Source organism: Dolichospermum sp. UHCC 0259 (genome assembly GCF_009711935.1).
Taxonomy (GTDB): Bacteria; Cyanobacteriota; Cyanobacteriia; order Cyanobacteriales; family Nostocaceae; genus Dolichospermum.
In genome coordinates this window covers 49,740-68,164 of record NZ_VIKX01000213.1, presented here as the reverse complement: position 1 = coordinate 68,164, position 18,425 = coordinate 49,740, and the positions used below count along the sequence as shown (strand labels likewise).

At 37.7% G+C, this 18,425-nt stretch carries 19 protein-coding genes; 5 read left to right on the top strand and 14 right to left on the bottom strand.

Annotated elements, in window-relative coordinates:
- Positions 1-409: 409 nt before the first annotated feature.
- The 3 genes from murD to FJR05_RS17795 all read right to left on the bottom strand — a co-directional run bounded on the left by murD (position 410) and on the right by FJR05_RS17795 (position 4,827).
- Positions 410-1,834 (bottom strand): UDP-N-acetylmuramoyl-L-alanine--D-glutamate ligase, encoded by a 1,425-nt coding sequence (murD, locus tag FJR05_RS17805; RefSeq protein WP_168645343.1) that lies wholly within the window; start codon positions 1,832-1,834, stop codon positions 410-412.
- 80 nt (positions 1,835-1,914) lie between these two features.
- Positions 1,915-4,065, bottom strand: coding sequence for a glycine--tRNA ligase subunit beta (gene glyS, locus FJR05_RS17800; protein ID WP_168645342.1), 2,151 nt, complete (start codon positions 4,063-4,065; stop codon positions 1,915-1,917).
- 225 nt (positions 4,066-4,290) lie between these two features.
- Complete coding sequence (locus tag FJR05_RS17795; protein WP_168645341.1) at positions 4,291-4,827, bottom strand: DM13 domain-containing protein; 537 nt, start codon at positions 4,825-4,827, stop codon at positions 4,291-4,293.
- Positions 4,828-5,427: 600 nt separating this feature from the next.
- Here FJR05_RS17795 and rplU point away from each other — a divergent pair.
- Both rplU and rpmA read left to right on the top strand, forming a co-directional pair.
- Entirely contained in the window at positions 5,428-5,835 is a 408-nt protein-coding gene (gene rplU / locus FJR05_RS17790; protein WP_027403158.1) for a 50S ribosomal protein L21, read from the top strand.
- Between the two features lie 137 nt (positions 5,836-5,972).
- Positions 5,973-6,257 carry a 50S ribosomal protein L27 gene (gene rpmA, locus FJR05_RS17785; protein ID WP_027403157.1) on the top strand — a complete coding sequence of 95 codons (285 nt, stop codon included), beginning with the start codon at positions 5,973-5,975 and terminating at the stop codon, positions 6,255-6,257.
- A gap of 67 nt (positions 6,258-6,324) precedes the next feature.
- Here the strand turns inward: rpmA and FJR05_RS17780 are convergent, their stop codons facing one another.
- Complete coding sequence (locus FJR05_RS17780; protein ID WP_168645340.1) at positions 6,325-6,750, bottom strand: hypothetical protein; 426 nt, start codon at positions 6,748-6,750, stop codon at positions 6,325-6,327.
- A gap of 312 nt (positions 6,751-7,062) precedes the next feature.
- Between FJR05_RS17780 and cruF the strand changes: the two genes are divergently transcribed.
- Complete coding sequence (cruF, locus tag FJR05_RS17775; protein ID WP_168645339.1) at positions 7,063-7,971, top strand: gamma-carotene 1'-hydroxylase CruF; 909 nt, start codon at positions 7,063-7,065, stop codon at positions 7,969-7,971.
- 371 nt (positions 7,972-8,342) lie between these two features.
- Here the strand turns inward: cruF and FJR05_RS17770 are convergent, their stop codons facing one another.
- Positions 8,343-8,723: a hypothetical protein gene (locus FJR05_RS17770; RefSeq protein ID WP_168645338.1), complete on the bottom strand. Its 381-nt coding sequence runs from the start codon at positions 8,721-8,723 to the stop codon at positions 8,343-8,345.
- A 119-nt stretch (positions 8,724-8,842) separates the two neighbouring features.
- A complete protein-coding gene (locus FJR05_RS17765; RefSeq protein ID WP_168645337.1) occupies positions 8,843-9,706 on the bottom strand; it encodes a zinc metalloprotease HtpX in 864 nt (287 codons plus the stop codon).
- Between the two features lie 170 nt (positions 9,707-9,876).
- Between FJR05_RS17765 and crcB the strand changes: the two genes are divergently transcribed.
- Positions 9,877-10,275 carry a fluoride efflux transporter CrcB gene (gene crcB / locus FJR05_RS17760; protein ID WP_168645336.1) on the top strand — a complete coding sequence of 133 codons (399 nt, stop codon included), beginning with the start codon at positions 9,877-9,879 and terminating at the stop codon, positions 10,273-10,275.
- Positions 10,276-10,304: 29 nt separating this feature from the next.
- Positions 10,305-11,699, top strand: coding sequence for a Rieske 2Fe-2S domain-containing protein (locus tag FJR05_RS17755; protein ID WP_168645335.1), 1,395 nt, complete (start codon positions 10,305-10,307; stop codon positions 11,697-11,699).
- A 22-nt stretch (positions 11,700-11,721) separates the two neighbouring features.
- Here FJR05_RS17755 and FJR05_RS17750 read toward each other — a convergent pair whose 3' ends face one another.
- From FJR05_RS17750 to FJR05_RS17715, 8 genes are all read right to left on the bottom strand, one after another.
- Positions 11,722-11,976 carry a Calvin cycle protein CP12 gene (locus tag FJR05_RS17750; RefSeq protein WP_168645334.1) on the bottom strand — a complete coding sequence of 85 codons (255 nt, stop codon included), beginning with the start codon at positions 11,974-11,976 and terminating at the stop codon, positions 11,722-11,724.
- Between the two features lie 240 nt (positions 11,977-12,216).
- The gene (locus FJR05_RS17745; protein ID WP_168645333.1) at positions 12,217-13,575 is read right to left on the bottom strand and encodes a GTP-binding protein; all 1,359 of its coding nucleotides are present in this window, start codon (positions 13,573-13,575) and stop codon (positions 12,217-12,219) included.
- A gap of 72 nt (positions 13,576-13,647) precedes the next feature.
- Entirely contained in the window at positions 13,648-13,872 is a 225-nt protein-coding gene (locus FJR05_RS17740; protein WP_168645332.1) for a type II toxin-antitoxin system HicB family antitoxin, read from the bottom strand.
- On the bottom strand, positions 13,865-14,095 hold the full coding sequence (locus FJR05_RS17735; RefSeq protein ID WP_168645331.1) for a type II toxin-antitoxin system HicA family toxin: 231 nt from the start codon (positions 14,093-14,095) through the stop codon (positions 13,865-13,867). Before FJR05_RS17735 ends, FJR05_RS17740 begins: the two co-directional genes overlap by 8 nt.
- A 13-nt stretch (positions 14,096-14,108) precedes the next feature.
- The gene (locus FJR05_RS17730) at positions 14,109-14,894 is read right to left on the bottom strand and encodes an ABC transporter ATP-binding protein (RefSeq protein WP_168645330.1); all 786 of its coding nucleotides are present in this window, start codon (positions 14,892-14,894) and stop codon (positions 14,109-14,111) included.
- Positions 14,895-14,959: 65 nt separating this feature from the next.
- Positions 14,960-15,529: a Uma2 family endonuclease gene (locus FJR05_RS17725; protein WP_168645329.1), complete on the bottom strand. Its 570-nt coding sequence runs from the start codon at positions 15,527-15,529 to the stop codon at positions 14,960-14,962.
- A 79-nt stretch (positions 15,530-15,608) separates the two neighbouring features.
- Complete coding sequence (locus FJR05_RS17720) at positions 15,609-16,742, bottom strand: branched-chain amino acid ABC transporter permease (protein WP_168645328.1); 1,134 nt, start codon at positions 16,740-16,742, stop codon at positions 15,609-15,611.
- 272 nt (positions 16,743-17,014) lie between these two features.
- Entirely contained in the window at positions 17,015-18,280 is a 1,266-nt protein-coding gene (locus FJR05_RS17715; RefSeq protein WP_174783762.1) for a nitric oxide synthase oxygenase, read from the bottom strand.
- Positions 18,281-18,425: the final 145 nt, after the last annotated feature.

Genomic DNA, 18,425 nt, shown 5'->3' with positions numbered 1-18,425 from the left:
ATTTCTCCATAAAGGGAGCGGTAGAACCGATTAAGTTCATCAAGAATATTTGGCAAATTACTAAGTAGACTTTCCAAGTCAGCCATATATTATCCTTTGGTTGCGGGTTAAATTAAATTAACTACATATTACAGTTGATTGTTACCAATCTACTTAGTTATTTATAATAACTAAACGGCGTACTAAAGTGACAAGTCAAATTAATACAATGTAATATTTGTATCTGGTTATTAATCTACTCCCTTCCCAGTGAAAAATTACCTATCTTCTTTTCTTCTTCCTTCGTGTTCTTCGTGTCTTCGTGGTTTATTTAATCGGTATTCTTTTTAGGTGATAAAATTCCAGTTCTCATCCTGTTCATCCTTTAATCCTGGATATCCTGATTCTGACAATTTCTCTAACTAGCAACTTACGTTAGATATTTTTGACACAATTGCCGAAAGTCTTCACCGCGCATTTCAAAGTTAGGATATTGATCAAAACTAGCGCAAGCTGGAGATAATAATACTACAGAGGCTTGATGTTTTTTAGCTAATTCCGCAGACATAGATACAGCATTTTCCATTATTTCCACTATGTAATAATTACTATATCCTACATCTTGCAAACGTTGAGCAAATGCTGGTGCTGCTTTACCTATGAGTAAGACTGCGGCGGCTTTGGCTTGAATTTGCGCTAACCAGGCGGTATCATCTCCGGCTTTGGCTTCTCCACCAGCGATTAAAATGGCAGGACTTTGCACAGATGCTAAACCCACTTCGGCTGCGTCGTAATTGGTGGCTTTGCTATCATTAATAAAGTCAATTCCTTGCCAATTGCAGATATGTTCTAAGCGATGGGGAACACCAGGAAATTCACGCACAGCTTGAGAAATGGTGGCAATATTTATACCTGCTAATCTAGCGGCGGCGACGGACATGAGGAGATTTTGCTGGTTATGTTCTCCTACCATTCGCAATGCAGATACCTCGACAATGGGTTGAGGTGTAGTGGTAGTTTTTTCAATTACCCAGCCATTTTCTATATAAAAGCCTTTTTCACCTATTAGGAATTTTTCACCTTTAACGCTTGTCCAATAGGCATTTGGCCAATGATTTAATCCTAATTTGCTCAAATAAATATCATCACCATTAAATATTTGAATTTGGGAATTATGTAATAATTTGGCTTTGATATTATAGTAATGTTCTAATGTTTTATGACGAGCTAAATGATCTGGTGTGAAGGTTGTCCAAATCCCAATTCGAGGCGCTAATGTCACAGAAGATTCGATTTGATAACTACTAAGTTCGCCAATTATCCAATCAACGGAATTTTTTTCTGTATTCCCTCTTGCCTCTTGCCTCTGGTTACTGAGCGAAGTCGAAGTATTGCCTCTTGCCTCTATTGCTACCTCACAAGCAGCGTAACCAATGTTACCACAGGCGGGAGCGTTCAATCCTGCTGTTTGGAAAATGGCTGCTGTTAACGCGGTGGTGGTAGTTTTACCATTTGTACCGGTGATTGCTACCCAAGGAATATCTTGTAAATGTCGCCAAGCTAGTTCCATTTCGCCAATAGTTTCTATGCCTAGTTCTCGCGCTTTGGCTAAAATAGGAATATCCCAAGGAACTCCGGGACTGACAACTATTAACTTGGATATATCAGAACTGGTGAATTCTGGTTTGTGTCCTAATTTGACGGTGATATGTTCGCTGGCGAGTTGTTGTTGTTGTTCGAGGAGGGTTGGGGAGGTGCTACTGTCGCAAAGTTCTACCTCCCAGCCTTCCTGTTTCAACAATCTTGCCGCAGCAACACCGGATTTTCCGAATCCAATAATTAACGCTTCTGGCATAGACTATGTAGCATCCCTGGTTAAGCTCCCCTATTGTAGTGTTAATTTGCAGAAATTACACCACTTTTTGTTGCTTTATGCTACAAATTTTTGACTATTGCGCCAAAGTCAGCCAGAACACGGGCGTGATTTCGCAGTAATCCCAGCAAATTTAAGCGATTTTGCTTAATATCGGGATTTGAGTCCATAACTAAAACGCTATCTTCACCATCAAAAAAGGTACTGACGGTAGGAGCGATTTTTGCTAGTGCAGTTACTAACAGTTGGTAATCCCGATTCTTTTGTGCTGCTTGGGTTTGGGGAACTAATTCAAGTAAAGCGTTATAAAATCCTGATTCGGATTTTTTCTGGAAGAGTTGGGGATTAATTAAAGACTGTGGTTCTAGTTGTTGAAAGTCTAGATTTCCTTGTGCTGCGAGGCGTGTGGAACGGTTGACAGTTTCGTAGATTTTATCTAATGTACCATCTTTGCGGATTTGTTGTAAATAGAGAGCGCGATCGCGGACATCTAATAAATCAGTTAATGCACGTTCTGTATATTCGGGATCATTTTCTCCCAAAACTGCATTTACCAAATCGTAATCTATCTGTTTTTCATCTTGTAATAAGGTGCGAATCCGTTGCAGGAAAAATTCTTGCAAAGTTTTAATTAAGGATTTGGCATCTTTGTTAAAAGTTGTAGCGAAATCTGTGGCGATTTGTTCTAAAAGGGTTGATAAATTAATTTGCAAATTCGCCAACCAGGTAATATTAACAATGGCATTTGCTGCGCGACGCAATGCAAAAGGATCTGATGAACCGGAAGGAATTAATCCTAAACCAAATATACTAACTAAAGTATCTAATCTATCAGCTAAACCGATAACTTGACCTGTGAGAGTTTGGGGAAAAATATCATCAGCATTTCTGGGTAAATAATGCTCGAAAATGGCTTTTGCAACTTCTGGATTTTCGCCATTTGCTAAGGCATATTTTTCGCCCATAATTCCCTGTAATTCGGGAAATTCATAGACCATTTGCGTAACTAAATCTGCTTTACAAAGTAATGCGGCTCTTTGTATATTCTGGCTTTGGCTGGGATTTAATTGTAATTGAGTAGTAATCTTTTCGGCATTTTTAACTATTCTTTCAACTTTGACGCGAACTGAACCTAAATCTTCTTGGAAGGTGACTTTTTCTAATTGGGGTAAATAGGTTTCTAAGGGTTTAGCTAAATCGGCTTCATAGAAAAATCTACCGTCTGCTAACCGCGCTCGAATTACTCTGGCATTCCCGACAGCGATAATATCTGATTTGGCAGGATCTCCGTTACTAATAGTGATAAAATTGGGTAACAATTCCTGACAAGCAGCATTTTTGAAAACGGGAAAATAACGCTGATGACTTACCATAACTTCGGTAATTACTTCTTTGGGTAAGTTGAGAAATTCTTCTTCAAATTGTCCGATAACTGCTGTAGGATATTCAACTAAATTGACAACCTCTGCTAGTAAATCGGGGTAAATTGGGGTATATCCGCCTAGTTTTTCGGCGGCTGCTTTGACTTGATTTGTGATGATTTCGGCTCGGTTTTCTGGGGGAACATTTACATAACCGGAAGCCAATGTTTTCACATATTCTGTAGCGTGGGAAATGCTGACAGGTTCGGGGTGTAAGACTCTATGGGTGCGAGAAATTCGGTTACTTTTAACAACTTTTGCCCCATTTTCTAATTGTAATGGTAAAATTTCCCCATCTAACAATGTGACTAACCACCGAATTGGCCGGGAAAATCTAGCGTCACCATGTCCCCAACGCATTAACCGCTTACCTTCTAAGTTCCAAACCCATTGGGGTACAAGTTCGGTTAAAATATCGGCTATGGGACGACCGGAAATTTGTTTGTTGACAAAAACAAAATCCCCTTTGTCTGTGGGACGAATTTCTAAAGCGGAAATATCTACACCTTGCTTAGTCGCAAAACCAATGGCGGCTTTAGTGGGTTGTCCATCTTTAAAAGCTGCTTGTGCGGGTGGTCCTTTGATTTCTTCTTCCCTGTCTGCTTGTTGGGAAGGTAAACCGGTAATGAGAACTGCTAACCTGCGGGGTGTTCCATAGACTTCAACAACGGTATTGGGGAGATTGTGGGTTTCTAGGCTTTCGGGAATGTGCGATCGCCATTGTACAATAGCATCACTCAAAAAACCTGCGGGTAATTCTTCTGTACCGACCTCTAATAAAAATGCTGGCATAATGTCACTAATGTTTATCAGTCAATTCCATTAGTTTACCTTATAATCAGGCTTTGACGAACAATATCAGCTACTTCTTGAATAAGTTGCTGATATGAACAATAATTGCAGTCAAAATATGACTTTTGAAATTTAACTACTCAAACTAGTACAGGTTGGCATAAATAACATGACCATTAAAAGCTCCGAAAATTTGATTGATTACAAGGCTTGAAAATGGTTCATTTACTTACGCCGCAGTGTACTAGCAGCACCAAACGTAGCATTAAACTTGCGACACCAAATACCAACAGATTTATAGTCTGTTAATTTAATAGTATCAGGAATTGAATATACTTGAGATCCACTATATTTTTTTAAAGGAGCTAAAACAAAATAATCTCCTCTTTTTAAAGGATATGCTGGAGGTTTAGTCGAATTAATCACATCATTGGAACGATGTAAAATTACCACTAAATCTGGACCTGATTTAGAAGTCTTAAATGATTGGTTAAGCTCTAGAAATGATTTACCATTTTTTGTCATAATACTAACTGCTCCTTGAGTTGTATGCTCTCCCGAAACAAATGCACCTGAGCTAATAACCTTTGCATCTTGAGATTTTTCTGATTGAGCTAAAGAGTCAGTTTGAATTGAAGAATTGCGAATAGATGTATTACTAGCTAATGGATTGGCATTAGATTGATTATTTGATCCTTCTTGAACACAGCTAAATATCACAAAAGAAGATAAACTCAAAGTCAACAAATGGCTTAGTTTCATGATTAAAATTCCTCAATATGTTAACGGATAAAATATTTATTGTCTCAACCTTTAAATTCATTATTACTTAAATAATATAATTTAAAATTATGATTAGCTAAAAAATCATATTCAGAAAGATGATATTTTGCTTAGAAAATTCTTAGGGATTTCTCAGGAAAAACTAAATTTTGGTGGTTATGCCAAAATACCGAATCTAAATAAATGATATACTACTAAAAAATACAAGGTGAAATCTCATACTAACCATAGCACAATTAATTGATCAACTTTTGTTAGAGAGAATTTCCCTGCGTGATATTATATGTAAAAAAAATCCGAGCAACCCTATTAAGTCGCTCAGATTAGTTAAAAATTTTTCCATCTGTGTCATGATCAACTACAAATTCAAGAATTACCTTTTCGTAAATTAGTGGAAAATAAAATTATATTTTCTGAAAGGTTGACTGATTAGCTATCAATCGGGTAATATATTAGATTGTCTGTCTAATTCCTGCTCGGATCAGGTAGACATACTTCAAAGGCTGGCAAAAGCTATAAATAGCGTCTCTACAGGAGATTATAGTCAGCTACCTGTACGGCAACTCAAGGACGATTTTAATGACCTACGCGATTATTGAAACTGGCGGTAAACAAATGAAAGTAGAAGCAGGTCGCTTTTACGACATTGAACTACTAACCGCTGAACCAGATGAAAAAGTTACCATCAACGCAGTATTACTTGTACATCACGAAGGCGCAGTTTCCATTGGACAACCTTTAGTAGAAGGCGCAACAGTGGAAGGGACAATTATGCGACATTTCAGAGGTCGCAAAGTCCTGGTGTATAAGATGAAACCTAAAAAGAAAACCCGCAAAAAACGGGGACATCGCCAGGAAATTACCAGATTTTTGATTAATTCTATCAATCTTAACGGCGAAGTTTTAGCTTACGAAGAAGCCCCAACAATGGCTGAAAGTCCCGTTATTAATGCTGATTTCGTGGAAGAAACCGCAGAAGAATCATAAATAAGGTTAAGTTGCTAGTTAGGGAATAGGCAAGAGGTGATAAAGAGTAATGTAATTACCAATAATTAATCATCTTTTTCCTAGCCTAAACTAGATAACTAGCTGGGATAAATAAAGTAAATAGAAAAGAGGAAATCATGGCTCATAAGAAGGGAACGGGTAGTACGCGAAACGGTCGTGACTCTAATGCTCAACGACTAGGTGTAAAGCGTTATGGTGGACAAACTGTACGTGCAGGTAATATTCTCGTCCGTCAACGTGGTACTAAGGTTCATCCTGGTAACAATGTTGGTATCGGTAGTGATGATACTTTGTTTGCTTTAGTTGATGGTGTAGTTACCTTTGAAAGAAGAGGTAAAAGCCAGAAGAAAGTTAGCGTTTATCCAGTAGCGGTAGAACTTGTAGAAGCTGTAGCCAGCTAGTTATTTATTAGTTATTGGCCATTAGTTATTAATTTAATGACTAATGACTAGTGACTAATGACTAATTCTAAATGTAGTAATTGATAAGTGCGCCCAATCCTAAACCAAGCAGTGAGCAAAAAGATATATAGCCAAAAGCTAGTGCTGGTTTTAAACCAACTGATTGAAAGTCTATTTTAGCCAAAATAGTGGCACAGATAATAAGTAAAGTATCAAGAAATACTCGAAACCAGGCAATCATTAGAAAAAATAGGAAAGCTGCTAAGATAGCCACCAAAAAAGTCCTAGCGTTTGACTTGAAGAAAATATGAGAATAATCATCGAGTTTTAACCAAGGATTGGTGATGGAAATCAGGGACAGCAGGATAGTTAGCACAGTTATCAGCCGTACATACCAAGGGGCTTTTTCTTCAAATATCACCCAGCCTAATGTACTGTAACTCAAAAATACAAGTGTTAAAGAAAACCAAGGAATTTTTTTCAAAATTGACATATAGCGGGAGTTAGGAGTCAGAAGGACAGAAAAAGGAAATTTCTCCCCTAGTTCTTATAAACTTGGCGGTTGTTATAACTTTAAAAGTTCTGTACCCCACTCAGTTACAAATCGTTATATACTGGTATTTTCAATATCAGTTGCATTCATTATTTCACAGATTTACTGAACCTATAAGGTTTCTAAAGGTTGAATTTCACTCTTGATTCCCATTTTGAGAGAATAAATATCAACATTTAGTCAAATTGTTCATAAATATTTGTAAACTGTTAGCAGTTGAGTAGCCATCTGGCATATCATTAAGGATTGATCATGAGACAACTTGTTATCGTCGAGCGCGTATGCCTAATTGGTCATATCGTTTCTATGGTATTTGGACTGGTGGGGATACTGATTGTTATTCCCAATGCTGAGATGATTGTCAGCTTATCAGAAGTTGGACAAAGCGTCATGCAGTGGAGCATGGCGGGCGGCGGTGTGGTATATATGATTTTAGGAGCGCTGGGAGTGTTCCTCTATGCTTACCGAAGCTTAGGTTTAGGACGCGCTTTAGGATTTTTAATCCCATCTGTATTGATTTCTTTGACTAGTGAATTACTAGGGACTAGCACTGGTTTTCCTTTTGGTCACTACAGCTATTTGAGTGGTTTGGGTTATAAAATTTCCGGGTTAGTGCCTTTTACAATTCCCCTTTCATGGTTTTATGTAGGATTAGTTTCTTATGTGTTGGCGCGGGCGGGTTTAGAGGTAGATAAAAAACCCACTTTGTTCCGTCACGTGGGAGCAATTGTTTTGGGGGCTTTACTGCTCACTTCTTGGGATTTTGTGCTTGACCCAGCCATGAGTCAAACTTCTCTTCCCTTCTGGTATTGGCAACAACCTGGGGCTTTCTTTGGAATGCCTTACCAGAATTTTGCTGGTTGGATGGGTACTGGGTCGTTATTTATGACTGTCGCGGCTTTGTTATGGAGCAAAAGCCCGATTAAGTTGGACAATTACCAATTGAATGTTCCTTTATTAGTCTATTTAGGTAATTTTGGTTTTGCGACAGTGATGAGTTTGGCGGCTGGGTTTCCTATCCCGGTATTGCTAGGTGTGGCGTTAGGCGTAGCTCCTGCTGTACTACTGTGGTTTAAGGGTTCTAATGCACCTGCAACGGTGAATATTGAAGCAGCTACTAAGGAAGTTGCTGTTGCTAATGTGAAAGTTGCTTTCAAATAAGAATAGGGAAGAGGAAAAGCAGTTTTTGTAATCTCCTCTTCCCCACTTACGTTAGGAGTTAGGGGTCAGGAGTCAGAAAGAAGAAAGAATTATTTAGAACATGAAAAACTGCCTGATTTTTTATATTATCAATGTTTATTTTTGCCGATTATCGACTTTGAATATCTTTGAAAAGATTTATTTTTAAGGGTTTAGATTTGTTAAGTAAGCGCTATATAGTTTTAAAAAAAAGGGATTCAATTATGCTATATCCCTAGATGTTATTATTTTAGAAGTTATCTTCAGTAATACAATGGAGGGCGGGGGAACCCCGCCCCTACAGGCTTGACGATGTGGTTAATGGATCTCACAAAGAGTGCATACCCGCTATATTAATCTTGATCAGGAGGGGCATTGAAAGTTTCCCAAGCTGCTTTAGCAGCATTTTGAAATCTATCGCCTAAGTCTGTGATGTCTTTGTGCAGTAATTTCCAATTATGCTCTAATTCTTCTTGAATTTTTGCCCAAGAATATTCTAAGCGATCGCGTTCAATGAGTTTATCTCTTTCAATAGCTTCCCGCACCTGACGCACAGCATTTAAATAGGTTTCACGGGTAATAGTACCGGCAGATTCGGCTTCAGCTTGGGCGCGGTTTTTAATTGCTTCCAATAGTGCTGTAGTTTCTTGCTTGACTTCATCTATCTCACCATTTTCGCTGGTATGAAGACTAATTTCTACGATTTCTATAGATTCAATATTGTTAGTAGTCATGGTTGCGGCATCCTGTTGGTAAAGTTTACTTGTGGATGAATATTGCACCTGTCATGATCATAATTTGGTCATCAGTTAATTGGGGATTTATCAATATACTTATGACCAAAGATAGATTATTAACGACTCATAAGTTGCGATTCTAATTCCAGTAAAGCTTTTACACGGGCTTCAGTTGCTGGGTGACTAGAGAAAAGATTTCCCAAAAATTGCCCGGAAATGGGATGAATAATTAATAATGGTTCAAAAGCTGGGTTAGCATTCAAAGGCATTTGTCTAGCTGTGGATTCTAACCGTTGTAACGCTTTAGCTAAGGCGCGAGGATTACCTGTTAATTTTGCTGCACCAGCATCAGCGGAAAATTCTCTGGTGCGGGAAATTGCTAACTGAATTACAGTAGCAGCAATGGGCGCAAATAGAACTGTTGCTAAGACACCTAAAGGATTTCCACCTCTTTCATTATCCCGTGAACCGCCACCAAACCACATACTATAACTGAGCATTTGTGCGAGGAAGGAAACAGCACCGGCGACAGTGGCCGCGATCGCTTGAGTTAAGGTATCACGATTGATAATATGGGTAAGTTCGTGGGCAATTACGCCTTCTAATTCATCCTCTGGGAGGATGTCTAAAATCCCGGCAGTAACAGCCACAGCCGCGTGTTCAGGGTCTCTTCCTGTCGCAAAAGCGTTGGCAGTGGAACTAGGAACAATATACACCCCCGGCATGGGAATATTTGCACGGGTAGATAGTTTTTGGACGATACGATACAGTCCGGGTGCTTCTGCTGCGGTGACAGGTTGAGCGTTGTATACTGCTAAAGCAATCTTATCTGACTGATACCATGAGAAGAGGTTAGTTGCTGCGGCTAACCCAATTCCGATGACTAAGCCCCCCGTACCACCAATCACCCAGTAACTAATTGCTATTAATAAACCACTGAGAGTAGCCAGTAAAATAGCGGTTTTTAGTTGATTTCCCATCTTGATAACTCTCCTACTTATGCTGTGTTAATTTTTGTAACTTTGTCTGGACAACAGCATCTTTTTAGCCACCCCTTGATTGTATCGAGTGCAAATTTGGGGTACAGTGATGAAAACCTCTCACTAGAGTACGGTTTTCCGTTTGAGGTTGATTGAATAAAAGATTAATAATGTTACAACAGGTAGAAATTCGTATTCCCATTGCCATTAGTTTAGGGGCAATAGCTGGAGCTTTAAGTCGCTATTATTTAACTTTGTGGTTTACAAACCGCTTTGGGTCTAGTTTTCCCTATGGAACTTTTTTTATTAATATTAGCGGTTGTTTGGCAATGGGGTTTTTTGCAACTTTAGCTATGGAAAAAACAGCACTGATTTCACCAGAAATTAAATTAATTGTTGCTACAGGATTTTTAGGGGCATATACTACTTTTTCTACTTTTGGTTTAGATACAGTTGGCTTATTACAACGTGGTAATTGGTTAGCTGCTGCTGGTTATTTTTTAGGTAGTGGTATTTTGGGAATTGTCAGTGTTCAGTTGGGGATGATTATTGCTAGAATGTTAAATTAAACATTATTGAAAATAAATTAGTATAGAAAATGGTGCAAACACAATCTTTTAGCAACGAAAATTCTTTAACAGAAATATTACCTGGAGGAAGTAACCCAGATGCTTTTGAATTAGCAGAAGCATGGTATCCAGTTCACTATCTTCAGGATTTAGATAAATCCAAACCCACTCCGTTCACTCTTTTGGGTAAAGATATTGTAATTTGGTGGGATCAAAAAAACTCATCTTGGCAAGTATTTATAGATCAATGTCCTCACCGTCTTGCACCTCTTTCGGAAGGCAGAATTAATGAAGATGGACTATTAGAATGTCCTTATCATGGTTGGTCATTTGCTGGAGATGGAAGTTGTCAAAAAATTCCCCAACAAGTACCAGGTGCGAAAGCAGAAACTTCTCCAAGAGCTTGTGTTTCATCTTTACCAACAACAGAAAGACAAGGATTATTATTTGTCTATGCTGGGAATCCAGAAAATGCTGCAAATACAAAAATTCCTCTAATTGAACCAATAGAAACAGCACCAGAAGGATGGGTAATTATGAACACTTTTCGAGATGTTCCTTATGATGCTTTAACATTATTAGAAAATATCCTTGATCCTAGTCATATTGCCTTTACCCATCATCTGACAGTGGGAAATCGTGCCAATGCTGCACCTTTGGAATTAGAAATAGTTGAATCAGGAAAACATGGTTTTGAAGGGATTTGGAAACAAGGATTAAAAGCGGGACAATCGGGAAAACTTTCCACAACATTTATTGCTCCTGGGTTGATGTGGCATGATATTAATGCTGAAAAAGGCAGAATTTTAACTGTTGTTTATGCTGTGCCGATTCGCAAAGGTGAATGTCGGATAATTGCCCGTTTCCCGTTTAATTTCAAGTCTAAATTACCAGGATTTTTTATTAAAATTCGACCCCGTTGGTATGTCCATATTGGTCAAAATGGCGTTTTAGAAGATGATCAAATTTTTCTCCATTATCAAGAACGTTATTTAGCAGATAAAGGTGGTAGTGCTAATTTTAATAAAGCCTTTTATTTGGCGACAAAAGCAGATACTTTTGTGGCTGAGTTACGTAAGTGGGTAAATCAATATCATGGAGAAACATTTCCGGGCGAATCTTTACCACCACTGTTACTAAATAGAGAATTACTGCTAGAAAGATATCATTCCCACACAGAAAAATGTGTTAGTTGTCGTCAGGCTTTAAAGAAAATTCAACAGTTAAAATTTTGGTGTGGTGTTCTTAGCATCGTTGCTTTAGCTAGTAGTCCTTTGTTGGCTTTTTTGGTGGAGACAAAATCAATTTTATTCGTGATGATGGAAACATTTGTTCCTCTGTTGTTCGGTGCAGGATGGTGGAATTTGAGTAAGTTAGAAAGGCAGTTTTATGAGGGAAGAATTATCCCCCCTCGTAATTTTTAATGAGAATTGCTGCTGGTCTAAATTAAAGATCGTAAATCAAACACTCTAAGGCATCTGGATACATTTCGCAGTAGGTTTCTAAGGCTGTTTTGCGGTGTTTTGCTTGTTTTTGATGGGCTTTTTCTGCTTGCAATTCTTCGACAATATCCCAAGCTACTGCACAATTAGCGGAATTATTACCATTTTCTTCGCAGGTTATTCTGGCTTCTGCAATAGATTCTAGAATCGCTTCTTCAATGGGTTTTTTGCCATTGATAACTTCGTTTAGGGATACCATAATAATGTTACCTTTGTTAGTGGAGATAAAGGTTAATGAGGAGCTTTAAGAATTGATAATGAATAATTTTTACTCAGAGTTGGTAAACTCTTTTTCAGAGTAACAATTCAAATAATTATTTTTAGTTAGTTTATATACTTTTTTATTCTATGATGATATAATCATGACATGATACAGCAGGAGTCAAGAGTTAGAAGGCAGGGTTTAGCATTGTGCTTTACCCCTACAGTTAAGGTAATTTTATAATTCACCAAAATTACTGCCCAATTCTTGCTGTAAGCGATACAAAATAGTATTTTTATCTACTTGAGATAGAATTTCCCGAATGACGGTATTAGCGCCTAATTGTCCCCAAGTACAGCCTTTTTCTAGATATAGTTGTGCGGCTTTACCGACTGTATAAGCACCATAACCGGCAATTCCACCTTGGGCGATCGCACTTCCGAAAAAAGTGGTAATATTGAGAGGATTATCACCACTGGCGATCGCTGCGGTACTTTTACCTAAACCTAATATAAAACTACTGCCAATTTCGCTTAATAATAAACCACCGGAACTGAATAAAATTGTTTTTAATAGTTCACTGGCTTCATAGCTTGTCATAGGTAAACCATACAATTTAGCTAAAGCCCGAATTAAGGCTAAATCGGTAATTAAACCACCAATTACATCTAAAAAAGCAATAGGATTTAAACCAATAGCTAAGGCTTTATATTGGCTAAATCGCCAGATTATATCTTCTGCTTCTTTTTCGCGGATATGAACGGTTTTTTGAGCAATATTTTCTTCGGATTCTCTAGCTTGAATTAGTGCATTTAAAGCTAAAAGAGAACGCCCTTCTCTATTTAATATATTTAAGATTGTTTGCTTTAATTCATCTACTTGCGGTGGTGGTGTTTCCCATTCAGAAGTGATACTTCCATCTGCATATTCTACTCTCACTTCCATTGGTGCAGGTTCAGCCGCTATCATGACAATTTCATCTGGTAACAAGGGTTTATTTTGGATATTTCCTGCGCCTAATTGTTGGAGATTTTTATAAATTGCATTTTTATCTGTTTCTGGGTATAAATCAATTTTATTAAATACTAAAATTAAGGGTTTTTGTGCCTGACGTAATTCTAATAATCCTTGATATTCAGTTCTAGTAATATCCCCAGAAACCACAAACAAAATTAAATCAGCTTGACGCGCTACGTCTCGTGCCATTTGCGCTCGTGAATCGCCAGCAATTTCATCTAGACCAGGGGTATCAATTAATTCGACTAATACCTTATCTCCGGGTTTCCAAGGTACAGAACGCGGCCATTGAGTGACACCATTTAGAGGTCCGGTTTGCAGAATTTTTTCTCCTAAAAGTGAATTTAATACTGCTGATTTTCCCCGACTGACTAAACCAAAAGCGGCAATTCTGATGACATTGGCATCTAATTTATTGAGTGTGGTATTTAAAGTTTCTATTTCTGGTTTTAGCAAACTTGCTAATTCTGGATTTGCGGCTAGTTGTCCCGATTTACGGAGATATCCATACCAAGATAATGCTTGTCTAAGACTAGCACGGGCGCGGTTTAAATGGGTTTCTTGTAGGTTACGATTCATAGGGTGTTGGATTGTGGATTTCTAGATCCCCGACTTCTTTAAGAAGTCGGGGATCTGATCTAATTGATCTAATTAAGCTGCTGTTAATGACTTCCCTAAAATTTGCGGTTCGGGGATTGGTTGTCCGTCTTCTAAATAAGATGAAATCAGCATTTCTAAAACTTCTTGGGCATTTTTTAAAGCCTCTTCATAAGTGTCTCCATGAGTGTGACAAAATTCTCCCCATTCAGGAAGACTTACCACAAAGCAGTTATCTTCTTCTGACCATTGAATAATGATTGTGTAATGATTATTCATTTTGTGCTTCCTCTTGAGGTTTTTTTATTTCTTCTATTCTTTTGATGGCGTTACTAACATCTTTCTCTTGGTATTCTTTCGCATCTTTTCCGTCTTTACCTGATATAGTAACTCGTCCAGATAATAAAGGATGGTACCAGTTAGTATGACTACCTTTTCCAGTCCGACAAGTAAAACCTGATTGCAGTAATAAATTTTTCAGTTCTCTAATTTTTTTGGGCATATCTAATATAATATCATTGTCCTAAATATGCTTCTAAAACTTTGGTATTATTTTGGATTTCTGTAGGACTACCAACAGCTAGATTTTGTCCTTCAGCTAATACCCAAACTCGATCACATAAGGACATAATTACGTCCATGTTATGTTCGATAATTAAAAATGTCATGCCGTCGTGACGATTCCAGGCTAGAATGCGATCGCTTATTTCATCAATTAATCTGGGATTTACGCCAGCAGCAGGTTCATCTAGCAATATTAACTTAGGATTGGTCATCAATGCCCGACCGATTTCTAAAAGTTTCCGCTGTCCCCCAGATAAACCACCGGCATAATCATGGGCTTTTTTTTCTAAGCCTACAGATTCTAACAAAAACATTGCTCGTTCTTTTAGTTGCTTTTCTTCTTTAGCAACAATATGGGGTTGAAATTGCACTTGCCAAAAGTTCTCGCCGGTTTGTTTTTGCGCCCCCAAAAGCATATTTTCTAATACTGATAACTTCGATAAAGCCCGGGCAACTTGAAAAGTTCTCACTAATCCCTGTTGGGCAATTTGGTATGGTTGTAATTGATGAACAGGTTCACCATCAAAAATCACTCTCCCTTTATCGGGACGAATAAAATTAGAGAGTAAATTAAATAAAGTAGTTTTTCCTGCCCCATTGGGACCAATTAATCCAGTAATACTACCTTTAATCACTTCAATATTAGCTTCTTGAACTGCTTTAATGCCGCCAAAATTTTTACAAAGTCCAGTTGCAGCTAAAAGAGGTAGTTGGGGTGATTCGATATTATTTACCATTTTTAGGTTTTTTGTTGGTTTTTAATTATTGTTATCAAATAAAAATTGTCAGAGTTAATCAAATTTCATCCCTGTAAAACCTCAGCCACAGTTAACTTTAAATCACTAAATAGAGGCGAACAAATCATATCATCCCCAGTATAAACCTGCTCCTCATAAAAACCCTCCACCCATTCCAAAACCGTCACTTTTTGCCCAATTGGATCAACAATCCAATACTCAGTAATTCCCCGCGCTGCATACTCAGAACGCTTATAACGATAATCACGATTTTCCTGATTTGGACTCACTACCTCAACTACCAACAAAGGCAGCGGCATATCCATTAAAATTAGCGAGCGTGTAGCCCCCTGCATCACCTGAGCTAATTCTTCAGAAAACACCACTAAATCAGGAACACGCACCCCCACCTGCCGACTATTCACAGCAATTTCTGTTTTCATTCTTAACCGATAATATGGAATACCTAATTTCAGAAAATAGGCCACTAAAAACATCGCTATCCGACAATTTAGCTCACTTTCAGAAGGCATAGTAATTAATTCTCCGTTCTCAAATTCATATAAATTATCGGTCCCATCGTCATAATTAAGAAATTCTTCCAAAGTCATCTTTTTAGCAGTTGCAACTGTCATGGCTATTTTTCCCATAAACGGCTTGTATCAACTATTTTAACAATAAAACCCGTAATTTTTTCTTAATCGGGTTTTATAATTATTTACCCAGAGTTAGTTCTTCCTTTTTCCCTAAAATACCTTGAGGTCGCCAAATCATCAATACCATTAACAGTAACCCAATAAACATAATCCGAAATGCACCAATCCGTTCTACATCTAGGGGAACAATTTTGGGTAAAAATTCTCTAGTGAGGGCATCATAGGCAAAGAAAATAACCGCACCTAAAATAGTTCCTAGATTATTACCAGAACCACCTAAAATTACCATAATCCAGGCATCAAAGGTGAGTTGAGGTTGGAAGTTATCGGGGTAAATTGCGCCTAGTTGCCAAGCGAAAAATGCTCCAGCTATGCCGGCAACTGCCCCACCTAACATTAATGATTGGAGTTTATAGGAGAAGACGTTTTTACCTAATGCTTTGGGGACTTCTTCATCTTCCCGAATAGATTTTAGCACTCTTCCCCAGGGCGATCGCACTAAAATTTCCAACCGCCAAAAGACAAAAGCTAAAATTAACAATATGAACAACATTAACCCGGCTTTGGGATTATAATTATAGAGTCCAATTACACCAGAAATATAAATTGCAGTAGCTAATAACCCTAAAGCAATTCCGACTATTAACCGAGAGGTAAATTCTTGTTTAAGACTACTATTTCTAATTATATTATTATTTGCAGAAATTTGAGCAGTCCGTACCCAACGCCATAGAGAAAATAAGGTAATTCCTGTTAATAAAGTTAGTACCCCAATCATCACCAAGCGGAAAAATAAATTGGGAGTTGTTGATAACGGGATAACATAACTTTGCACACCGAAAGATCCCGATATCCACGTATTACCTACGGGTAAATCCTGATTATTGACTATTAATCGAATTAATTCGCCTGTACCAATGGTGACAATTGAAAGATAGTCTTCGCGTAACCGCAAAGTTGCAAAGCCAATTACTAACCCAAGCATTGCGGCAACAATTGCCCCGATTCCCGCCGATAGCAGTAACGGTACGCCCTTGAGACTTAATAAAACCGTCGTATACGCACCCAAAGTCATGAAAGCAATATGACCAAAGTTAATTAAACCGGTAAAACCCCATTGGAGATTGAGTCCTAGTCCGAACAGGGCGAAGGTGGCGGTAGAAATAGCAAGAAAAATCAGATATTCGATCATAGTTTAGTTAGTTGTCAGTAATAATTATTTATTTGCTGCCCTGCTTCTTAGTGCCATAAATTGTAGTGTATTTTGAATCTTTTTTAATGGACTTCAAAAGTTTAGAACCCGCACGGGTGTATAATCTTGTCTTGATTGAATTAGGAAAAATGGCTTTAGGGGGATCTAAAAGTTTTTGATACATCAATATAGCGGTTCTTGGCTGAGTGAAATACAAGAACCCCACCCCAACCCTCCCCGCAAGCGAGGAGGGGGACTTTTCAAACATCCTCTTAGGTAACGGGACACTTTAATTTGAGGTCAACATCAGATTGTCGCCAAGGGTCAGGTTGATAAAAGAAATTAGGTTTTAACTCAATATTTTCATAAGTGCGATGAAAAACTGGAGTTGCAGACCCAGACATCGGTGGCACAATCCAATACCAGTCTGCATAAGCACATCTTTGATTTAATTTTTCTTTCTTTTCAAACTGGATAAAATGACGACTTTCTGTATGATGATCAACGATAGTTACGCCAGCTTTTTGAAATGAGTAAAGAACAGCGATATTTAATTCTACTAAAGCACGATCTCGCCATAATGTGTAGTTAGATCGAGGATTCAAACCTAATTTTTGTGCCACGATAAATAACAAGTTGTAACGAGATTCATCGCCAAAATTACGAGATCCAATTTCAGTTCCCATATACCAACCGTTAAAGGGAGCAGATGTATATTTAATTCCACCAATATCTAACATCATATTGCTAATTAATGGGACTGCGTGCCACTTCAAACCCAATTCAGCAAACCAAGGATATTCAGGATGTTGGATTGATACTTCAAGAACTACATCAGAAGGTAACTCGAACAGATGAGGTTGCTGGTTAGGCATTTGAATGACAATTGGCAAAATATCAAAAGGAGTGCCTTTACTTCCTTTCCATCCCATTTTATGAACAATTTTTGTGAATTCTACATATTTTGGATCACCAATAATAGAACCATCAAATTGTTCATAACCTGCATAGCGAATCAGTTGTTCATTCCAGATTCTGATTCCTGGTTGATTAGGTTCTTGCGGTGCGAAAACAGTGATCAAAGGTTTAATTCGACCTTCATTAGTAGCCGACCTTAAATGTTCTACTAAAGCATCAAATATTTCATCTGGTTTATTTAAACTGCGGTAATCATTAACTGACAATAAATCCCAATAGTTACGACCTATACATCTAGTGCTATTCCGCCATGCCAATTTAGCACCATAAGCTAACTCGTCATAAGTTTGCCAATATGTTCCTGTTGCTTTTATTTCATTTTGTATATCTGTGAATCTTTGAGTTTCAGATAAATATAAATGACATTCTCTTTGTAATAAAAGTAAGAACTCTTGAACCTCACCAAGTATTTGATCTGTTTGGTTGTTTTTAGTTTTCGATGAATGGGATTCTGAGTTAACTTTTAGAAATTTAATATTTATTTTTTTAATTAAAGATAGCAAGTGTTCTACTGTGTCTTTCTTGAAAGATATCAATAAAAATAATATCTTATTTAGCATTTTATTGATCCTTAATCTTAGAGGACATTGGAAAATTCGGGGAAATATTGCATAATATTCCACGTTGTTTAAGTAGGTAGACACAATAAAAACAATATATGTTTAGTTTTGTAAAAACGGTGAAATAACCTATGTGCAAGGTATT

What these genes read in the sequence shown, in the direction of transcription:
- FJR05_RS17745 (WP_168645333.1), bottom strand. Translation starts at nt 13,575, where the DNA reads ATGAATCGTAACCTACAAGAAACCCATTTAAACCGCGCCCGTGCTAGT.
- FJR05_RS17795 (WP_168645341.1), bottom strand. Translation starts at nt 4,827, where the DNA reads ATGAAACTAAGCCATTTGTTGACTTTGAGTTTATCTTCTTTTGTGATA.
- crcB (WP_168645336.1), top strand. Translation starts at nt 9,877, where the DNA reads ATGTTACAACAGGTAGAAATTCGTATTCCCATTGCCATTAGTTTAGGG.
- glyS (WP_168645342.1), bottom strand. Translation starts at nt 4,065, where the DNA reads ATGCCAGCATTTTTATTAGAGGTCGGTACAGAAGAATTACCCGCAGGT.
- FJR05_RS17715 (WP_174783762.1), bottom strand. Translation starts at nt 18,280, where the DNA reads ATGCTAAATAAGATATTATTTTTATTGATATCTTTCAAGAAAGACACA.
- FJR05_RS17735 (WP_168645331.1), bottom strand. Translation starts at nt 14,095, where the DNA reads ATGCCCAAAAAAATTAGAGAACTGAAAAATTTATTACTGCAATCAGGT.
- FJR05_RS17740 (WP_168645332.1), bottom strand. Translation starts at nt 13,872, where the DNA reads ATGAATAATCATTACACAATCATTATTCAATGGTCAGAAGAAGATAAC.
- FJR05_RS17770 (WP_168645338.1), bottom strand. Translation starts at nt 8,723, where the DNA reads ATGACTACTAACAATATTGAATCTATAGAAATCGTAGAAATTAGTCTT.
- FJR05_RS17720 (WP_168645328.1), bottom strand. Translation starts at nt 16,742, where the DNA reads ATGATCGAATATCTGATTTTTCTTGCTATTTCTACCGCCACCTTCGCC.
- FJR05_RS17730 (WP_168645330.1), bottom strand. Translation starts at nt 14,894, where the DNA reads ATGGTAAATAATATCGAATCACCCCAACTACCTCTTTTAGCTGCAACT.
- murD (WP_168645343.1), bottom strand. Translation starts at nt 1,834, where the DNA reads ATGCCAGAAGCGTTAATTATTGGATTCGGAAAATCCGGTGTTGCTGCG.
- FJR05_RS17750 (WP_168645334.1), bottom strand. Translation starts at nt 11,976, where the DNA reads ATGGTATCCCTAAACGAAGTTATCAATGGCAAAAAACCCATTGAAGAA.
- FJR05_RS17725 (WP_168645329.1), bottom strand. Translation starts at nt 15,529, where the DNA reads ATGACAGTTGCAACTGCTAAAAAGATGACTTTGGAAGAATTTCTTAAT.
- rpmA (WP_027403157.1), top strand. Translation starts at nt 5,973, where the DNA reads ATGGCTCATAAGAAGGGAACGGGTAGTACGCGAAACGGTCGTGACTCT.
- rplU (WP_027403158.1), top strand. Translation starts at nt 5,428, where the DNA reads ATGACCTACGCGATTATTGAAACTGGCGGTAAACAAATGAAAGTAGAA.
- FJR05_RS17780 (WP_168645340.1), bottom strand. Translation starts at nt 6,750, where the DNA reads ATGTCAATTTTGAAAAAAATTCCTTGGTTTTCTTTAACACTTGTATTT.
- cruF (WP_168645339.1), top strand. Translation starts at nt 7,063, where the DNA reads ATGAGACAACTTGTTATCGTCGAGCGCGTATGCCTAATTGGTCATATC.
- FJR05_RS17755 (WP_168645335.1), top strand. Translation starts at nt 10,305, where the DNA reads ATGGTGCAAACACAATCTTTTAGCAACGAAAATTCTTTAACAGAAATA.
- FJR05_RS17765 (WP_168645337.1), bottom strand. Translation starts at nt 9,706, where the DNA reads ATGGGAAATCAACTAAAAACCGCTATTTTACTGGCTACTCTCAGTGGT.